The organism is Mesorhizobium sp. B2-7-1 (assembly GCF_006440735.1).
GTDB lineage: Bacteria > Pseudomonadota > Alphaproteobacteria > Rhizobiales > Rhizobiaceae > Mesorhizobium.
This window is the reverse complement of record NZ_VFUA01000088.1, coordinates 12,594-29,392: the sequence shown is the minus strand read 5'-3', so window position 1 is coordinate 29,392 and position 16,799 is coordinate 12,594. Positions and strand designations below refer to the sequence as shown.

Sequence of the window (16,799 nt, the reverse complement as noted above, 5' to 3'; positions counted from 1 at the left end):
GGATCCACGGCACCGTCTTGGCGATGGCCAGATCCTGGCTGAGCGCATAGCCGACATAGATGATGCCGACGAGCACCAGCACGCCGAAAGCCGGCAGGAACCACTTGGCCCCGCCTGATTGTTCTAGGGGATGATCCGGTCTCGGGATCCCCGCCTCACTGGAAACTACGTCTACCATTGTCCCACTCCGTTTGCATTGCAGCAAAGAACCGGGAGGGACGCTATGTCGCCAGGATGAAGCTGGTGTGACGCTCTTAACCGTTTGGTCACTACCAAACCGTTTGGTCACTACCAAACCGTTTGGTCACCACCAAACCGTTTGGTGGCTTATCCCGCTATCTTCAGCAGCGAGGACACCAGAAGCTTACGCTCGTCTTCGGACAGCACGTCTGAATCAAACAGATTCATGCTGCGCATCCCCTCGATGGCGAGAAAGCAGACCAGCAGCGAGCCGAGGTCGTCCGTCTCTGCCTTCAGCCGTTCGAACAGCTGGTGCTTGAAGGCCTTTATCGGCGTCAGGAAATCGGGATCTTCGGCGATCGCCGAGAACATCCATGACGCCGAGGGTTTCGGCTGCTCGCAGTCGTCGGCCGACAGCTTGATATAGGCCGAGAGCACGCTTTCGTGGCCGGCCTCGGCGGCGCGTGCTTCCAGCGCCTTCTGGAAATCGCTGAGATAGCTTTCGACCAACCCCTGCATCAGCTTGGCCTTGGTCGGGAAATTATAGAGCAGGCCGCCTTTCGATACTCCGGCGCGGCTGGCGACGGCATCGAGCGACAGGCTTCCCGGGCCTGCCTCGCGCGCCACATCGGCGGCGGCGGCTAGTATCTTCTCGCGTGAGTTCGCCCTGGGTACTCTCATCGCGCTTCCTCCTGCATCAGCCTAGGCGGAATTGACAAGACCGTCCAGCCGGTACAGTAAGGCGCGCCATTTGAAATCGGGGCCTATCGTCGATATGTGTCCCGGCATCGATTGATTTGCCGGTTGCCGGCTCGAGGGGACCATCCGTGAAGCGCTTTTTCATCATCGCCGGATTCTTGCTGCTGCTCGCCCTCGTGTGCGTCGGCATCGTTGGTTTCAACTTCATGCGCGACGCCGGCATCAAGCAGTATTTCGCCACCATGAAGCCGCCGGCCGCGACGGTCTCGACCGTGACCGTCAAGCCGTCGGAATGGACCCCTGGCGTCGAGGCGATCGGCACCGTCAATGCCGTGCGCGGCGTCGACCTTACCGTCGAGACCAGCGGCATCGTCAAGGACATCCTGTTCCACGCCAACCAGAAGGTCGCCGCCGACGCGGTGCTTTTGCAGCTCGACGACGCGGTCGAGAAAGCCGATCTGGTGGCGCAGAAGGCGCAGGCCGCCTCGGACCAGGCGGCGCTGACCCGCGCGATCGAATTGCAGCGGCGCGGCGTCGGCACCGACGCGACGCTCGACGCCGCGCGCGCCGCGGCGGACGCCTCGGCCGCGCAGGTCAACAAGATGCAGGCCGTGCTCGACCAGAAGCAATTGTCCGCGCCCTTCGGCGGCACGGTCGGCATCCCGAAGATCGACGTCGGCCAGTATCTGGCCCCGGGCAACTCGGTGGTGACGATCCAGGACCTCGACACGATGCGGGTCGACTTCACGATTCCCGAACAACAGCTGCCGCTGCTCAAGATCGGCCAGACCGTCAAGCTCGGCACCAGCCTTGCGGACATGTCCTTTGCCGGCTCCATCCGCGGCATCGACCCCAAGATCGACCCGGCAAGCCGGCTGGTCTCGATCCGCGGCGAGGTGGCCAATCCGGAAGGCAAGCTGACGCCTGGCCAGTTCGTCCAGATCCGCGTCGAGCTGCCGCAGGAAAACAACGTCATTTCCGTGCCGCAGACGGCGGTGACGACCAGCCTCTATGGCGATTACGTCTTCGTGGTCGAGCCGGCGAAGCCCGCCGAAGGCGTGGCTCCGGCTCCGGCAAAGCCGGACGAGCAGAAGGCCGACGCCGCCAAGCCCGCCGACGGCGCTGCGAAACCGGCTGACGCGAAGCCGGCCGACAAGGCGGCTGGCGACGCCGCCAAGCCGGCCGAGGCCGCGCAGCAGCCGGCGCTCACCATCTCGCAGGTCTTCGTGAAGCTCGGCCGCCGCAACAACGGCATGGTCGAGATCGCCGAGGGCCTCAAGGACGGCGACCAGGTCGTCACCGCCGGCCAGAACCGGCTCTTCAATGGCATGTCGGTTGCCGTCGACAACACGATCGACCCCAGCAAATCGGCGAACAAGCAGGTTCAGCAATGAGCTTTTCCGACCTCTTCATTCGCCGGCCAGTGCTCTCGACGGTGCTGGCCTGCATGATCCTGCTCCTGGGTTTCCAGGGCATCTTCGGCCTGTCGATCCGACAGTATCCCAAGGTTGACGAGACGGCGATCACCATCACCACGGCCTATCCCGGCGCCAGCGCCGACCTGATCCAGGGCTTCATATCGGCCCCGATCGCGCGCGCCGTCGCCTCGACCGAAAACATCGACTACGTGACCTCGTCCAGCCGTCCGTCCTCGAGCACGGTCACGGTGCAGATGAAGCTCGGCTCCAATCCGGACGTCGCGCTCGCCGAGGTGCTGTCCAAGGTCCAGGGCGTGCGCGGCACCCTGCCGGACGCCTCCAAGGATCCGGTGATCGTCAAGGGCACCGGACAGCAGTTCGCGATGATGTACATCTCGATGCAGAATCCGAACATGACGAAGGAGCAGCTCACCGAATATATCGAGCGCGTCATCCGGCCCCGCATCTCGACCGTGGAAGGCGTCGCCGACGTCCAGATCTTCGGCGCCCAGGAATATTCCATGCGCATCTGGATCGATCCGATCCGGCTCGCCGCGCGAGGCGCCACGGCCGTGGACGTGCTGACCGCGATCAACAACTCGAACTTCCTGTCGGCGCCCGGCAACACCCAGAACGAGTATGTGGTCTCCTCGATCAGCGTGCACTCGACCCTGCAGACGCCGGAGGCCTTCGCCCAGCTGCCGATCCGCTCGACGGGTGGCCAGGTGGTGCGCCTGCGCGATGTCGCGCGTGTCGAGCTCGGCGCGGAGAACACCGACACCAGGGTGAGCTTCAACGGCAAGCCGGGAACCTTCCTGGCCATCTTCCCGACGCCGGCGGCCAACCCGCTGACGACGGCGGCGGCGCTGACAAAGCTTGTGCCGCAGGTCCAGGACACGCTGCCGAAAGGCATGACGATCGAGATCGTCTACGACGCCACCGGCCAGATCAGCGCCTCGATCGAGGAGGTGTTCAAGACCATCGGCGAGGCCGTCGCCATCGTCGTCGTGGTCATCCTCCTGTTCCTGGGCTCGTTCCGCTCGGTGATGATGCCGATCGTCACCATCCCGCTGTCGCTGATCGGCGTCTGCTTCATCCTGTTCGCGGTCGGCTACTCGATCAACCTCCTGTCCTTGCTGGCCATGGTGCTGGCGATCGGCCTTGTCGTCGACGACGCCATCGTGGTGGTGGAGAACATCCACCGCCACATGGAGGAGGATCACATGTCGCCGATGCAGGCGGCATTCAACGGCATGCGCGAGATCGCGACCGCCATCATCGCCATGACCATGACGCTGGCGGCGGTCTTCGCGCCGCTCGCCTTCACCGGCGGCCTGACCGGCGCGCTGTTCCGCGAATTCGCGGTCACCCTGGCGGGCTCCGTCGTGCTGTCGGGCCTTATCGCCATCACCATCACGCCGATGATGTCGGCACGCTTGCTGAAGGCGGGCCAGCACGGCCGCTTCCAGCGGATCGTCGACGGCACGTTCACCCGCGTCGAGCACGTCTATGAGCGGGCCGTCACCGCTTCGCTCAGGAACAGGCCGGTGACGCTGATCATCGTCATCGCGCTGGTCGCCCTTACCGGCTTCATGTTCACCAAGACCTCGACCGAGCTCGCGCCGGAAGAAGATCAGGGCTTCCTGCTCTCGATCGTGACCGCGCCGCGCTATGCGACGTCGGATTACACCGAGACCTACGTCAACCAGATCCTCGGCCTGGTGAAGGACATCCCCGAGACCAGGGCGCAGTTCTCGGCCGTTGCCTTTGGGGGCGCCACCAACAGCGCCTTTGTCGGCTTCGCCTTCAAGGACTGGGCGGAACGCAAGCGCAATTCGAAGGCGCTTCAGGCCGACATCCAGGGACGCATCTCCAAGGTCGCCGGCGTCGAGGCCTTCGTCTTCGCGCCGCCGACGCTGCCCGGTTCCGGCGGCGGCCTGCCGATTTCCATGGTCGTGCGCTCCACCGGCGACCCCTCGGAAGTCTTCGAGCAGGCGGAAAAGATCAAGAACAAGGCGCAAGCCTCGGGCCGCTTCATCGTCGTGCAGAACTCGATGGCTTACGATGCGCCCCAGGTGACCGTCACCATCGACCGCGAGCGCGCGGCGGCGTTGAACCTGCCGATCGCCGATATCGGCAACACGTTGACGCTGCTTGTCGGCGGCGCCGAGGTGGCGCAGTTCGACCGGGATTCCAACAGCTACGACATCATCCCGCAGGTGCCGCAGGAATTCCGCGACAATCCCGAGAAGCTCGGCGAATATTTCGTCCGCAGCGTCGACGGCAAGATGGTACCGCTGTCGGCGGTCGTGAAGATCTCGACCAACGCCTCGCCCGCGGCCATCGAGCAGTTCAATCAGTTGAACTCCTCGACGATCTCGGCCTTGCCTTTGCCCGGCGTGACCACCGGCGACGGCCTGAAGGTGCTGGAGGATCTCGCCAAGGAGACCCTGCCCGACACCTTCTTCGTCGACTATTCGGGCCAGTCGCGGCAGGAGAAGGAGCAGGGCAACACCATCCTGATCGCCTTCGCGGCGGCCGTGATCGTGATCTACCTGGTGCTGGCGGCGCAGTTCGAGAGCTTCCGCGACCCGCTGATCATCATGATGGCGGTGCCGCTGTCGATCTTCGGCGCGATCGTGCCTCTCAACATCGGCCTAGGAACGCTCAACATCTACACCCAGGTCGGTCTGATCACGCTGATCGGCCTGATCACCAAGCACGGCATTCTGCTGGTGGAGTTCGCCAACCAGCAGCGTGAAATGCATGGCATGCGGCGCCGCGACGCCATCATCGCTTCGGCCAAGGTGCGCCTGCGGCCGATCCTGATGACCACGGCCGCCATGGCGCTCGGCGTCGTGCCGCTGATCGTCTCCAGCGGCGCGGGCGCGGCCGCGCGCTATTCGATGGGCCTGGTCATCTTCACCGGCATCCTCGTCGGCACCATGTTCACGCTCTTCGTCGTGCCGATGTTCTACACCTTCATCGCCAGCAAGGACCTGCCGCATCTCGCTGAGAAGCCCGATCCGAAGCTGATGCCGGCGCTGCCGAGCTGAGACAGCAACGAAGCGAAAAACAAAAGAGGCCGGAAATTCCGGCCTCTTTTTTTGGCGGCTGCCCCACGGCTTCGGCGCTATTCCGAAGGCGGCAATCCGCCTGCTACTTTGTCCAGCTCGTTACTTGACGATCACGATGCTGGTGTTGCCGGGGCCGAAGGCCTCGACGAGCTGGTAGAAGTCGGCCGCGGCATCGGGATGCAGCCGCACGCAGCCATGCGAGGCAGGGCGGCCGAGACGGTTGATGGCGTAGGTGGCGTGAACGGCGTAGCCGCCGCTGAAGAAGACCGAATGCGGCATCGGCGCGTTGTCGTATTTCTTCGAATACCACATCTCATGCATGCGGGTCGGCTTGAACGAGCCGGTCGGCGTGATGTGCCTCCTGTCGCCGGTCGACACCTTCCAGGTGTAGGTCGGGCGGCCGTCGACCGTGACTTCCATGACCTGCTGCGACAGCGAAACCTTGGCGACGATCTGATTGGCATAGGCGGCGTTGCCGGCGCCGAAGAGCAGCGCAGCACCCGTGAGCGCGACGGCGGTGATGTTGATGAGCTTGGCGGAAATGGCGGTGTGCATGACGATCCCTCTGTTCTTGCCGTTGTGTCCGGCTTCAATTTCAATGGGGCTCTTATCGTGCTCGTCCGTTTCAGACCTATTTCGCTTGATGCTCGTTTCTGTTTCGAATTCGTTTCTAAAAATTAACAGGACATCCCGGTGGCGGATGTCGCCAGACCTTCGACGAGTAATCGATCGAGCGTTGGACAATGGCCTCAGACCGGAAACGAAAGTTCATCTCACACATATATGAAAGAGACGGGGCCGTTTTCGAAACCAATCTGCAACAAAGTGCGGCCACGGCGGCATGATGCGGATACAGGCCGGCGTCAGATTTGACGCAACGGGAATAGACATCTGCAAATGAAAATGGACAGGAAATCGAAACTCCGCTCCTGGTTTCTCAGGATCAGCGTCGCGGCGATCGTGCTCGGCGGCGCCGGCTCGGTGGCCGGCAACCCGGCGACGACGCTGGCGGCGATGAATTCCGGCGAGGTTTCGACGCTGCACATGGCTCTGTTCATCGCCACGGTCTGGATTGTTTCCAACCTGCGTGTCCACCGGCTGAAGGCCCTCTGGCGGGTCGGCCTCCGGCTGATGAGGACACGCGGCCCCTCCGGCTACTTGCTGCCGAGAGGACCGAAGGCCCGCGCCGCAGCGGGGGGCTCCGTCAGCGGCGCGGGCGCTTCGGGAGTTTCCTGAGGCGCCGACGATATCGAGATTGGGGATAAGACATGAACACGAAACTTGCCGCCTCGGTGCTTTCCGCGCTGCTTTACGCGCAGGGCTTGCTCGGTTTCGCGGCGCTGGCGACGGTGCTGCTGAAGGAGCGCGCCCAGGCCGAGATCACCGTCAGCGCGAACGTTCCAACTGGACCCTCGGTCATCGTGGTGCGCTGAGCGCCCGGCGTCGGACCCAAAATGATCAACGCTCGGGGGATCCGATGCTCGACGGGCTTGCTGACCTGAACTCACTCGTTCCGCGAGGCCGGCGGATCGAAGCGATAACCGGCGCCTCGGACGGTCGTGATGGTCTCGGTATCAAGCTTGCGGCGCAACCGCACGATGCGCGAATCGATCGAACGGTCGAAGGCGTCGGCATTCTCGGCCGGCGCCGCAGCAATGATGTCGTCGCGCGTCAGCACCTTGCGCGGGCTCGCCAGGAACAGCTTGAGCAGCGCCACCTGGCCAGGAGAGAGCTGATCCTCAGTGCCCGAGCGGTGCATGACCATGGCCGACCGCAGGTCGACGGTGGCGTTTTCCAGCACGATCAGTTCCCCGGCGGCCCTGCCGCGTCGCATCAGCAGGCCGCCGATGCGCGCGGCAAGCTCGCGCACGTTGAGCGGGCTTTCGATGACGTCGGCGGCGCCCAGCTCGAGCGCCAGCACCTTGTCGACAAGGTCGCGCGGCCGGCAGATCAGGATGAAATCCGGGCCTCCCTCGCCGCCCTGGCCGCCATAACGCCGGAGCAGTTCGCGGCCCTCGGCCTGGGTGACGTCGTCGCCGACCACCGCGACATCGATGCCGCCCGCCGAAAGCAGCGTCTCCGCCTCCCAGGGCTGGCGCGCCTGCCGCACGTCGTGGCCGCGCCGTTCGAGATGATCGGCGAGATCGCCCGCCACCACCTCGGCGACGGACACAAGCGCAATGACGGACCGTGCGGCCATTTTCTCCACCCCGCCACAGACAACTCGAGATGAGTGCTGGACATCATGTTTATACCCAATCTACTTTCCGCTGAAAGCGGGAGCGAGCGCGTCGTGAAGGCACGCATCATCGTCGTCGAGGACGAACCGGATCTGAGAGAGGCCGTGGCCGAGTATCTCGGCGCCAGCGGCTATGACGTCGTGACGGCCGAGAATGCCGCGGCCGCGCGCGCTCTGTTCGAGGCGCAGTCCTTCCACCTCGCCATCCTCGACATCGCCATGCCCGGCGAGGACGGGCTGTCGCTCGGCCGCTGGCTGCGCTCGAAAACGCCAATCGGCGTCATCTACGCCACCGCCGCCGGCACCGCGCTCGACCGCATCGTCGGGCTGGAGCTCGGCGCCGACGACTACATCGTCAAGCCGTACGAGTTGCGCGAGGTGCTTGCGCGGGTGCGCAGCGTGCTGCGCCGCGTGCCGCAGCCGGCCGAGCCGCAGGTGCAGAAGGCCGAAACCGGCAATCGCCGCTTCATGAATTTCGGCGGCTTCCAGGCCGATTTCGACGGCCGCCTGGTCATCGGCGCCAATGGCGCGGTGATCGAGATGGCCAAGAGCGAGTTCGACGTACTCGAGGTTTTCCTCACCCGCGCCAACCGGCTTCTGACAAGAGCGGCGATTTCGGAAGCCATCGGTTTCGTCGAGGATCCGGAATCGTCTCGCGCGGTCGACATCCGCATCATGCGGTTGCGGAAGAAGATCGAGGCCGACCCCGCCAATCCGAAATTCCTGCGCACGGTGCGCGGCGAAGGCTATATCTTCTCGTTGCCGAGCGGCGACGCCAACTAAAGCATGTATCCCGAAAGTGGGAACCGGTTTCGGGGCAAAGACATGCGCAAAATCAAAAGCCTAAAGCGCAAGGAGCGAATCTGAAAGATCGCGACGCGCTTTAGAGCAATTCCAGGAAAAGTGTGAGCGGTTGGGCTCGGCGGTTTCGCCGTAGCCTTCCGTCCGGAATTGCGTCAAAACAAAGCTATGGAGCAGTTTGCCGTTTCCCGCGGAGCGGAGGGACGCTCTGAACGACCGACGTCCGGGCCTGGAATAAACCATGACTGCTGATACAGCACGCGCCGACATGCATGGCTCGCGCCCGGGCGGCGCCGCGATGGCGGCTGTCCATGTCGTGCGCCGCCTGCGCGAGGCAGGCGACTGGCGGCGCGAGATGGACGACATACTGGGGACGATGTGCCGCAAGATGGATTGCCAGCGCGGCATCCTCTTCCGGCTGCGTGAACTGCCGGGCGAAGGCTTCGCCCAGTCCGTCGCCGCCTACTGGATCGACCCTGGCTTCGGCGGCGAGCTGGCCTCGCCCACCGTGATCATGCAGTCGATCATCAACTCGGACTCGCTCCTGGAACGGCTGCAGGAAGACGAGCGGCAAGGCAAGATCTTCTCCGGCCACACGCGCGACCTCGACGGTTTTCTGCGCGCCGACTTCGAGAAGCAGAGCATCAAATCGTTCCTGTCCGTCTCCGTTTTCGCGCATGGCCACCTTTGGGGCACGCTGGCCGTCAACGATTGCGCCGCCGAGCGTGAGTGGACGGATGAGGAAGAAGCGACGCTGCACATCATCGCCTTGGCCATCGGCGACGCCATCGAGCGCTCGCCATCCGAGGCGCATGCCAGCGAAGTGATCCGCCGCACCATGCTGCAGGCCTCGCTCGACGCCATCATCGTCATCGACGAGACGGGTTCGATCATCGAGTTCAATCCGGCCGCCGAGAAGATGTTCGGCTTCCAGCGCAGCGCCATCCTCGGCAAGGACCTGCTCGATACCATCGTTCCGGTATACTACCGCAAGGGCTATGCCTCGGGCGCCGAATACATGGCCGGCCGCGGCGCGCCGATGGTCGGCCAGCGGCTGGAGACCGTCACTCAGAACGCCGCGGGCGAGATTTTCCCGATCGAGCTGACGGCGACCGAGATGCGTGTTGCCGACCGCCGCCTGATCTTCGGTTCGATCCGCGACCTGCGCGAGAAGCTGCAGGCCGAGGAGGAGATCAACCGGCAGCGCGAGAAGCTGCACCAGAACGAGAAGATGGCGGCGATGGGCTCGCTGCTTGCCGGCGTCTCGCACGAGCTCAACAATCCGCTGGCGGTGGTGGTGGCGCAGTCGACGCTGCTGCACGAATTCGCCGGCGACCCGCAGACCAAGGTGCGTGCCGAGAAGGTGCGCGCCGCCGCCGAGCGATGCGGCCGCATCGTCAAGAGCTTCCTGTCGATGGTGCGGCTGCACCCGACCGAGCAAGCCGAGACGGATCTCAACCAGGTGATGCGCTCTGCGCTCGAGGTGACCGCCTATGGCGCTCGCTCCAGTGGCATCATCATCGACACCGACTTCGCCAGCGGGCCGCTGCTTGCCATGGCCGACGCCGACCACATCACGCAGGTGGTGGCCAACTTCCTCATCAACAGCCAGCATGCGCTGGCCGGCGTCACCGGCGAGCGGCACATCAAGGCGCGGACGTTCCGCAACGAGGACGGCAATCCGGGCTTCTCCGTCGAGGACAACGGCCCGGGCATTCCCGAGGCGATCCGCGCGCGCATCTTCGAATCCTATTTCACCACCAAGCCGGTCGGCGTCGGCACCGGCATCGGCCTGTCGATCTCGAAATCGATCGTCGAGCGCCATCACGGCAGCATCCGGTTCGAGGAAGTGCAGCCGAGCGGCGCGCGCTTCGTCGTGCAATTGCCGGCGATCGCGGGCAGCAGCGCCGCGCCCGGCGAAGGCCCGGCGCGTCCGAGCGGGCTGCGCCATGCGCTGGTGATCGACGACGAGCCAGACGTTGCCGCCTCGTTGTCCGACATACTCGAACTGATGGGCGTGAAGTCACGCGTCGTGGCGAGTTGGACATCGGCCGCCGACGTCCTGAACGGCTACATGCCGCCCGACATCGTCTTTTCCGACCTACGCATGCCGGGCATAAGCGGCATTGCGATCTACCGCGAGTTGCTTTCCAAGCAGCCTCCGCTCGCCAAGCGCTTCGTGCTGGTGACCGGCGACATGATCGGCGCCAAGGCCGAGATCGAAGCGCTGCCCCCGCAACAGCGCCCGCATATCCTGGAAAAGCCTTTCTCGACGCTCGACGTCCGCGGCATCCTATCGACCGTCGCCGACGAAGCCGCAGCCGACAACGGCGCCCACATCTGAGCCGAGATCGCGACAAGAGGCATCGCCGATTTGAAGCTCGCGCGCCCATAGGCTCGGCCGAGAATCAGGCCAGGCTGAGCTGGAGAAAGGCGCCTGCGCGGGGTCTATTCAAATTCAGGTCAGGCCGAGTCGAGAATGGCGGGTTCCGAGCACCGGAGCGGAGCGTACTTGAAGTACGCGAGCACCGGAGCGAAGGAAGCCGCCATTTGCAGACCGGCCTCACCTGAATATGGATAGACCCCAAAAAAAGAGGCTCCCGACCGACTTTAGCGGCGGGAGCCTGACTGGAGCGCAGGAGGGTGCGCTCAGGGGAGGTCTTAAAAAACGTTCGGCGTGTTGGCGAGCGGCGCCGCGTTGGCGATCATGCGTATCGCACGCTCCCGGTGCTGGCCGGACTGCTCGGCGATGGCGCGCAGGCAGTCGACGCTCTCGGCGCCCCAGTTCTGGCCCTTGCAGGCAAAGTCGATCGAGGGTTCCGGCAGGCGGGCGGTCTTGAGCGTGGTCTGCGCGCCCTCGACGACATTGGCCGGCGGATTGACAGAAGCGAAAGCCGGGCCTGAAGCAGGTGCCGCCAGCATGCCGACAAAGGCGCAGGCGCCGATCAGCATGAACATCGCCATCGGATGGTCGCTGGCGCGCTGGCGCAGCGCCAGCTTCGGCCGGCGATCATTGCGTTCCGGCCCATCAAGGCGGCGATTGGCGTCGGCGGCGCGAGCTTTCGCAAACATCGTTGTTCCCTTCGTTATCTTTCTTTTTTGCTATGAAACGAACATAATCGCACCAGGTAACGGCCGGATGATCGGCGGTGGTTGCCTGTGTAACAGGATTGAAACAGACGCTGGACGCGGCAGCATCCCAATCCGCGGCAACCATTCGGCCGGCCATTGAAGCGGTCGGCGCAGATGTGCGCCTGTCGCGCCCGGCTGACTGTAAGCAGCCTCACACAGCAGTACCTGAACAGAACCAGCCACCGCCGTCTGCCGCACGCTCGACATCAATCGAGACATGCTCTCTTCGAGGCAGTCTTCAGCGCTCGGAATCGCTGTTCCGCTTCCTCGGTTAAGACCCGGATTTTCCGGGATTTTTCCGGCTCAGGCGAAGTCGGACTCGCCGCCACGGAACTTCCATATTTCCGCAAGCCATTGCATTTCAATGAAAAATATGCGTATATTGAATGAGTATTCAACAAAAAGAAGAGCATGCCCATGAACCCGCACCTCCGTGACGTGGCGATCCCCAACGATTGGGACCGGCGGGGTTTGCCGGGGTGGAGCTACCATTCCAACGCCCTTCTCGAGCTCGAGAAGGAACACGTCTTCCGCAATCACTGGCAGATCGCCGGCCATGTCTCCGACGTGCCTAACACCGGCGACTATCTGACCATGGATGTCATCGGCGAACGCGCGCTGATCGTGCGCGGCAAGGACGGCGTCGTGCGCGCCTTCAACAACATGTGCCGCCACCGCGGCAGCCGCGTCGTCGCCGACAGCCAGGGCACCTGCAAGAACGCGCTGGTCTGCCCATTCCACGGCTGGGTCTACAATCTCGACGGCACGCTGCGCGGCGCCGCCCGTCCGCTCTCCTTCCCCGAGCTCGACAAGACCGAGTTCGGCCTGATGCCGCTCGACCTCGAAATCTGGATGGGCTTCATCTTCATCCGCTTCCGCAAGGGCGGTCCGCAGCCTTCGGTGGCCGAGCTCTTGAGGCCGATCGAAGCCGAGATGGCGCATTACAATGTCGCCGACATGGTGCCGTCCTGGGGGATCTGGACACAGAAATCGCCGGTCAACTGGAAGTCGGTGCGCGACGTCGACAACGAAGGCTATCACGTCGCCATGGCCCATCCGGCGCTGCAGGACCTCTATGGCGCGACCTATTTCGACGAGCCCTTCATCAACGGCGTGTCGCGCTCCTTCGCGACCTACAATCCGCATGCCGGACGGCGCTGGAGCGTCAACCAGTATATCAAGCTCTCGCCCGAGCCGACCCACCTGCCCGAGCATCTGCGCAAGGCCTGGATCTATTACGGCATCTTCCCCAACAACGCGCTGTCGATCATGCCGGAATCCGTCCAGTTCTATCAGGAGTTCCCGCTGTCGACCGGCGAGACGCTGCTGCGCGGCGCGATCTACCGCTACAAGGACGAGACCAGGGAACAGGCGGCGGCGCGCTACCTCGCCTATCGCATCGACCGCGACACGATGAACGAGGACGTGCAGCTTTCCGTGTGGTCGAACGAATCCATGCTGTCGGAAGCTTTCGAGGGCTTCTATCTCTCCGACCTCGAATACGGCGTGCGCACCCACCACGACCATCTGCGCAAGCAGGTGCCGGTGCTGAATCTCGAGACGGCGCCCGAGGAAAAGGACATGTGGGGATTGAACGACGCGCTGCGGTCGAGGGGTTAGAGCGAGGCGCTGAAGCTGCTAATCTCCCCCTTGTGGGGGAGATTAGCTGATCACCCGCGCCACACCCCTTCCTTCCTCAAATCATCCATCGTGCGCGAAATCCCTTCGCGCAGGATCGCCACCATGTCGTCGACCTGCTCGCGGCTGATGATCAGCGGCGGCGACATCACGCACATGTTGATCAACGGCCGCACCAGAAGGCCGAGCTCGTGGCAATGCGCGTCGATGCGTTTTCCGACATCCTTGTCGAGCTGCAGCGGATCCTTGCTTTCGCGATCGGCGACGCATTCGACGCAAGCCATCAGGCCGAGGCCGCGCACCTCGCCGACCAGCGGCAGCTCTTCCAGCGTCTTCAGCTGCGCCTGGAAATAGGGCGCGATCTCGCGCGTGTGGGCAAGCACGCCCTCTTCCAGCAGGTCGAGATTCTTCAGCGCCACCGCGCAGCCGATCGGATGGCTGGTGTAGGTCAGCCCATGGCCGAACAGCGCATCCGGGTGGTTGGAGCGGCGCAGCTCTTCCAGCAGCCGCTCGGAGATGATCACGCCGCCGAGCGGGAAATAGCCTGACGTCACGCCCTTGGCGAAAGTGATCATGTCCGGATCGATGCCGAACACGTCGCCGGAGGCAAAGACATGGCCGAGCCGCCCGAAGCCGGTCACCACCTCGTCCGAGACATAGAGGATATCGTTCTCGCGGCAGATCTCGCGGATGCGCTTCAGATACCCGTCCGGCGGCACGATGACGCCGCCGGACGCCTGCACCGGTTCGCCGACAAAGGCGCCGATGCGCTCCGCGCCGACGCGCGCGACGGTGTCGCGGAACTGGTCGACCAGGAAATCGGTGAAGGCGGCGACATCCGTGCCTTTCGGGCGCCGGAAGGGATCGGGCGAGGACAGCTTCACCACCAGCTCGTCGGCGCCGTCCATCCAGTCGCGGTCGCGCGGCCGGCCGTTGAGCGAGGCCGACAGATAGGTCGAGCCGTGATAAGCGCCGCCGCGGCTGAGGATCAGCTTCTTCTCCGGCCGGCCGCGCACATTGTTGTAGAACTGCATGAAGCGCAGCGCCGTCTCCACCGCCGACGAGCCGCCGGTTGTGAAGAAGGTATGGCTGAGGTCGCCAGGGGCCACATCGGCGATGCGCTTGGCAAGCTCGGCCGAGGGGGCGTTCATCGTATACCAAGGCGTGTTGTAGGACAGCGCCATCGCCTGGTCGTACATGACCTTGGCCAGCTCCTCGCGGCGATGGCCGACATTGATGCACCACATGCCGGCCGGGCCGTCGATCAGGCGCTTGCCGGAGCCGTCGGTGATGTAGATGCCGTTGCCTTCGCCGATCAGCGCACGGGCCTCGTTGCCGACCGAGCCGGCATAGGGCCAGGGCTGCACGAGATGGCGCTTGGCGAGCTCGACCGCGTCGTCGTCGCCGGGCTCGATGAGTTCGTTTGCCTTGATCTTGCTTTGAGCCGCCATTTTCGCCTCGCATCGCCAGGGTTATCGAATTTTTGCCGGGCATCAAATGACGTTGAAAACCATGGAAATTCGGCTTTTCATCACTTCATTTTGAATATCCGTTCAATCAATATCGCAGAAATAGCGCTTGATTTCAATCGGCGGATGCGCTCATGATGAAAGAAAGTCGGCAAGCCAGGGAGCGATCGCGCTCCGAGCATAAATCGGGAACAGGCGGCCGGCGCCAAGGCATGATCCCGAAAAGTGGGAACCGGTTTTCGGATAAGATCATGCTTCAACGAGGAGTTAGGCCAGGATAACGATCCAACGGAACGTTATCCTGGTCTAGCGAATGGGAAGGCCGCATGGCGGGACAGTCCGAGCCAGCTACTGAAATCACGCCCGGAGCGCTGCAATGACGGCGGCGGCGGAAGGGTCGCCCCCGCTGCGCGTGGCGGGATCGAGACGAAGTCCCCTTCTGCAATCGGAAGCCGCCCAGGGTTTTGCCCTGATCAGTCCCACCTTCGTTTACGCCCTCATTCTCCTCGTCCTGCCGATCCTGGTCGTCATCGCGCATTCCTTCTGGACGCAGAACTATCTCACCATCGACCACACATTCACGCTGGAGAACTACCGGATCGCGCTGACCGAGCCGATCTACCGCGACCTGCTCTGGCGCTCGCTCTACATCTCGCTGACGGTCAGCCTGCTGACGGTGGCGCTTGCCTACCCGATCGCCTATTTCATTTCCTTCCATGGCGGCCGGCACAAGAGCCTGTGGCTGTTCCTCATCACCATCCCGTTCTGGACCAGCTACCTGCTGCGCGTGATGTCGTGGAAGGTGATCCTCGGCTATAATGGCGTGCTCAATTCCGGCCTGATGGGCCTCGGCATCATTCAAGAGCCGTCGGACGCGCTGCTCTACAATTCCACCGCCGTCATCATCACGTTGACCCATGCCTGGGCGACCTTCGCCATCCTGCCGATCTTCGTTTCGCTGGAGAAGGTCGACCGCACCCTGGTGGAAGCGGCGACCGATCTCGGCGACGGGCCGCTGCGCTCCTTCCTGCGCGTCACCCTGCCCTTGTCGGCGCCCGGCGTCATCTCGGCCGCGCTGATCGTCATGATCCCGACCGTCGGCGACTATGTCACGCCGAAACTCGTCGGCGGCAAGGACGGCGTCATGATCGCCAACGCCATCCAGGCGCAATTCGGCAAGGCGTCGAACTGGCCGCTGGGGGCCGCGCTCTCCGTCACCACCATGATCATCGTCTCGCTGATGGCCGGCGCCACTGTGCTGGTCTTCCGCGCCCTGCAGAGGCTGGCACGATGACGGCGATAAGACGTTTCCTGCCCGGCTGGCTCTCGAGCTACGCCGTCCTCTATCTGCTGTTCCTTTATCTGCCGGTGATCTTCCTGCCGATCTTCTCGATCAACACGGCGGCGACGCCGAAATTCCCGCTCTCAGGCGTCACGCTGCATTGGTACGAGGACCTGCCCCGCACGCCGGCGCTGATCGACGCCACCTGGAACAGCCTGATCGTCGGCGTCTCCGCCGCGATCCTGTCGACGGTGCTGGGCATCCTCGCCGCCCGCTCGATCACCCGCTACCGTTACCCGGGCCGCCGCCCCATCAACGGGCTGATCATGGCGCCGCTGGTGCTGCCGGAGGTGATCGTCGCCATCTCGATGCTGCTGGTCATGCTGCAGCTGGGCCTGAGCCTGTCGCTGTTCACCGTCGTGCTCGGCCATGTGCTCGTCTGCATCCCCTATTCGATGACCGTGCTGACCTCCGGCTTCGAAGGTTTCGACCGCAGCCTGGAGGAGGCTTCCGCCGATCTCGGCGAGAGCGCCTTCGGCACCTTCCGGCGCGTGACGCTGCCGATGGTCGCGCCGGCGATCATCTCCAGCCTGCTCGTCTGCTTCACCATCTCGCTCGACGAATTCATCATCGCCTTCTTCCTCACCGGCACCGAGGCGACGCTGCCGATCTACATCTGGGGCCAGCTGCGTTTCGCGGCCAAGCTTCCCGGCGTGCTGGCGCTCGGCACCTTGCTGCTTTTTGCGTCCTTCCTGCTGATGACCGTCGCCGAAATCCTGCGCCGCCGCGCGGCGAGACGCACCCAGAACGAGGGAGGCCTCTATGCTTGAGCGGATCCAATCCGAGCGCACGCAACCCGATCGC

At 63.8% G+C, this 16,799-nt stretch carries 14 protein-coding genes; 9 read left to right on the top strand and 5 right to left on the bottom strand.

Annotated elements, in window-relative coordinates:
• Positions 1–327 precede the first annotated feature (327 nt).
• Entirely contained in the window at positions 328–861 is a 534-nt protein-coding gene (locus FJ471_RS25830; RefSeq protein WP_140807555.1) for a TetR family transcriptional regulator, read from the bottom strand.
• Between the two features lie 146 nt (positions 862–1,007).
• Here FJ471_RS25830 and FJ471_RS25825 point away from each other — a divergent pair, with 146 nt between their 5' ends.
• Together FJ471_RS25825 and FJ471_RS25820 are read left to right on the top strand one after the other, a co-directional pair.
• Complete coding sequence (locus FJ471_RS25825) at positions 1,008–2,273, top strand: efflux RND transporter periplasmic adaptor subunit (RefSeq protein ID WP_140807554.1); 1,266 nt, start codon at positions 1,008–1,010, stop codon at positions 2,271–2,273.
• Positions 2,270–5,353, top strand: a complete 3,084-nt coding sequence (locus FJ471_RS25820; protein ID WP_140807553.1) for an efflux RND transporter permease subunit — start codon at positions 2,270–2,272, stop codon at positions 5,351–5,353. Before FJ471_RS25825 ends, FJ471_RS25820 begins: the two co-directional genes overlap by 4 nt.
• 120 nt (positions 5,354–5,473) lie before the next feature.
• Here the strand turns inward: FJ471_RS25820 and FJ471_RS25815 are convergent, their stop codons facing one another.
• Positions 5,474–5,929: a L,D-transpeptidase gene (locus tag FJ471_RS25815; protein WP_140807552.1), complete on the bottom strand. Its 456-nt coding sequence runs from the start codon at positions 5,927–5,929 to the stop codon at positions 5,474–5,476.
• A 348-nt stretch (positions 5,930–6,277) separates the two neighbouring features.
• Between FJ471_RS25815 and FJ471_RS25810 the strand changes: the two genes are divergently transcribed.
• The gene (locus tag FJ471_RS25810; protein WP_140807551.1) at positions 6,278–6,610 is read left to right on the top strand and encodes a hypothetical protein; all 333 of its coding nucleotides are present in this window, start codon (positions 6,278–6,280) and stop codon (positions 6,608–6,610) included.
• A 32-nt stretch (positions 6,611–6,642) separates the two neighbouring features.
• Positions 6,643–6,807 carry a hypothetical protein gene (locus FJ471_RS34930; protein ID WP_181179732.1) on the top strand — a complete coding sequence of 55 codons (165 nt, stop codon included), beginning with the start codon at positions 6,643–6,645 and terminating at the stop codon, positions 6,805–6,807.
• 71 nt (positions 6,808–6,878) lie between these two features.
• Here the strand turns inward: FJ471_RS34930 and FJ471_RS25805 are convergent, their stop codons facing one another.
• On the bottom strand, positions 6,879–7,574 hold the full coding sequence (locus FJ471_RS25805; RefSeq protein WP_140807550.1) for a response regulator transcription factor: 696 nt from the start codon (positions 7,572–7,574) through the stop codon (positions 6,879–6,881).
• A 93-nt stretch (positions 7,575–7,667) separates the two neighbouring features.
• Between FJ471_RS25805 and FJ471_RS25800 the strand changes: the two genes are divergently transcribed.
• On the top strand, positions 7,668–8,396 hold the full coding sequence (locus FJ471_RS25800) for a response regulator transcription factor (RefSeq protein ID WP_224670386.1): 729 nt from the start codon (positions 7,668–7,670) through the stop codon (positions 8,394–8,396).
• Between the two features lie 259 nt (positions 8,397–8,655).
• Positions 8,656–10,758 (top strand): sensor histidine kinase, encoded by a 2,103-nt coding sequence (locus tag FJ471_RS25795; protein WP_181179728.1) that lies wholly within the window; start codon positions 8,656–8,658, stop codon positions 10,756–10,758.
• 317 nt (positions 10,759–11,075) lie between these two features.
• Here FJ471_RS25795 and FJ471_RS25790 read toward each other — a convergent pair whose 3' ends face one another.
• Positions 11,076–11,486 (bottom strand): hypothetical protein, encoded by a 411-nt coding sequence (locus FJ471_RS25790; protein WP_140807549.1) that lies wholly within the window; start codon positions 11,484–11,486, stop codon positions 11,076–11,078.
• Positions 11,487–11,963: 477 nt separating this feature from the next.
• Here FJ471_RS25790 and FJ471_RS25785 point away from each other — a divergent pair, with 477 nt between their 5' ends.
• Complete coding sequence (locus FJ471_RS25785; protein WP_140807548.1) at positions 11,964–13,166, top strand: aromatic ring-hydroxylating dioxygenase subunit alpha; 1,203 nt, start codon at positions 11,964–11,966, stop codon at positions 13,164–13,166.
• Positions 13,167–13,216: 50 nt separating this feature from the next.
• On the opposite strand, the gene FJ471_RS25780 is transcribed toward FJ471_RS25785, so the two are convergent.
• Entirely contained in the window at positions 13,217–14,635 is a 1,419-nt protein-coding gene (locus FJ471_RS25780) for an aminotransferase (protein WP_140807547.1), read from the bottom strand.
• A gap of 394 nt (positions 14,636–15,029) precedes the next feature.
• Here FJ471_RS25780 and FJ471_RS25775 point away from each other — a divergent pair, with 394 nt between their 5' ends.
• On the top strand, positions 15,030–15,947 hold the full coding sequence (locus FJ471_RS25775; RefSeq protein WP_140807546.1) for an ABC transporter permease: 918 nt from the start codon (positions 15,030–15,032) through the stop codon (positions 15,945–15,947).
• Positions 15,944–16,765, top strand: a complete 822-nt coding sequence (locus FJ471_RS25770; protein WP_140807545.1) for an ABC transporter permease — start codon at positions 15,944–15,946, stop codon at positions 16,763–16,765. Before FJ471_RS25775 ends, FJ471_RS25770 begins: the two co-directional genes overlap by 4 nt.
• The last annotated feature ends 34 nt before the right edge of the window (positions 16,766–16,799 follow it).

Excerpts from the sequence above, each read along its gene's own strand:
- FJ471_RS25830 (WP_140807555.1), bottom strand. The coding sequence starts at position 861 with ATGAGAGTACCCAGGGCGAACTCACGCGAGAAGATACTAGCCGCCGCC.
- FJ471_RS25820 (WP_140807553.1), top strand. The coding sequence starts at position 2,270 with ATGAGCTTTTCCGACCTCTTCATTCGCCGGCCAGTGCTCTCGACGGTG.
- FJ471_RS25815 (WP_140807552.1), bottom strand. The coding sequence starts at position 5,929 with ATGCACACCGCCATTTCCGCCAAGCTCATCAACATCACCGCCGTCGCG.
- FJ471_RS25810 (WP_140807551.1), top strand. The coding sequence starts at position 6,278 with ATGGACAGGAAATCGAAACTCCGCTCCTGGTTTCTCAGGATCAGCGTC.
- FJ471_RS34930 (WP_181179732.1), top strand. The coding sequence starts at position 6,643 with ATGAACACGAAACTTGCCGCCTCGGTGCTTTCCGCGCTGCTTTACGCG.
- FJ471_RS25805 (WP_140807550.1), bottom strand. The coding sequence starts at position 7,574 with ATGGCCGCACGGTCCGTCATTGCGCTTGTGTCCGTCGCCGAGGTGGTG.
- FJ471_RS25795 (WP_181179728.1), top strand. The coding sequence starts at position 8,656 with ATGACTGCTGATACAGCACGCGCCGACATGCATGGCTCGCGCCCGGGC.
- FJ471_RS25790 (WP_140807549.1), bottom strand. The coding sequence starts at position 11,486 with ATGTTTGCGAAAGCTCGCGCCGCCGACGCCAATCGCCGCCTTGATGGG.
- FJ471_RS25785 (WP_140807548.1), top strand. The coding sequence starts at position 11,964 with ATGAACCCGCACCTCCGTGACGTGGCGATCCCCAACGATTGGGACCGG.
- FJ471_RS25780 (WP_140807547.1), bottom strand. The coding sequence starts at position 14,635 with ATGGCGGCTCAAAGCAAGATCAAGGCAAACGAACTCATCGAGCCCGGC.
- FJ471_RS25775 (WP_140807546.1), top strand. The coding sequence starts at position 15,030 with ATGACGGCGGCGGCGGAAGGGTCGCCCCCGCTGCGCGTGGCGGGATCG.
- FJ471_RS25770 (WP_140807545.1), top strand. The coding sequence starts at position 15,944 with ATGACGGCGATAAGACGTTTCCTGCCCGGCTGGCTCTCGAGCTACGCC.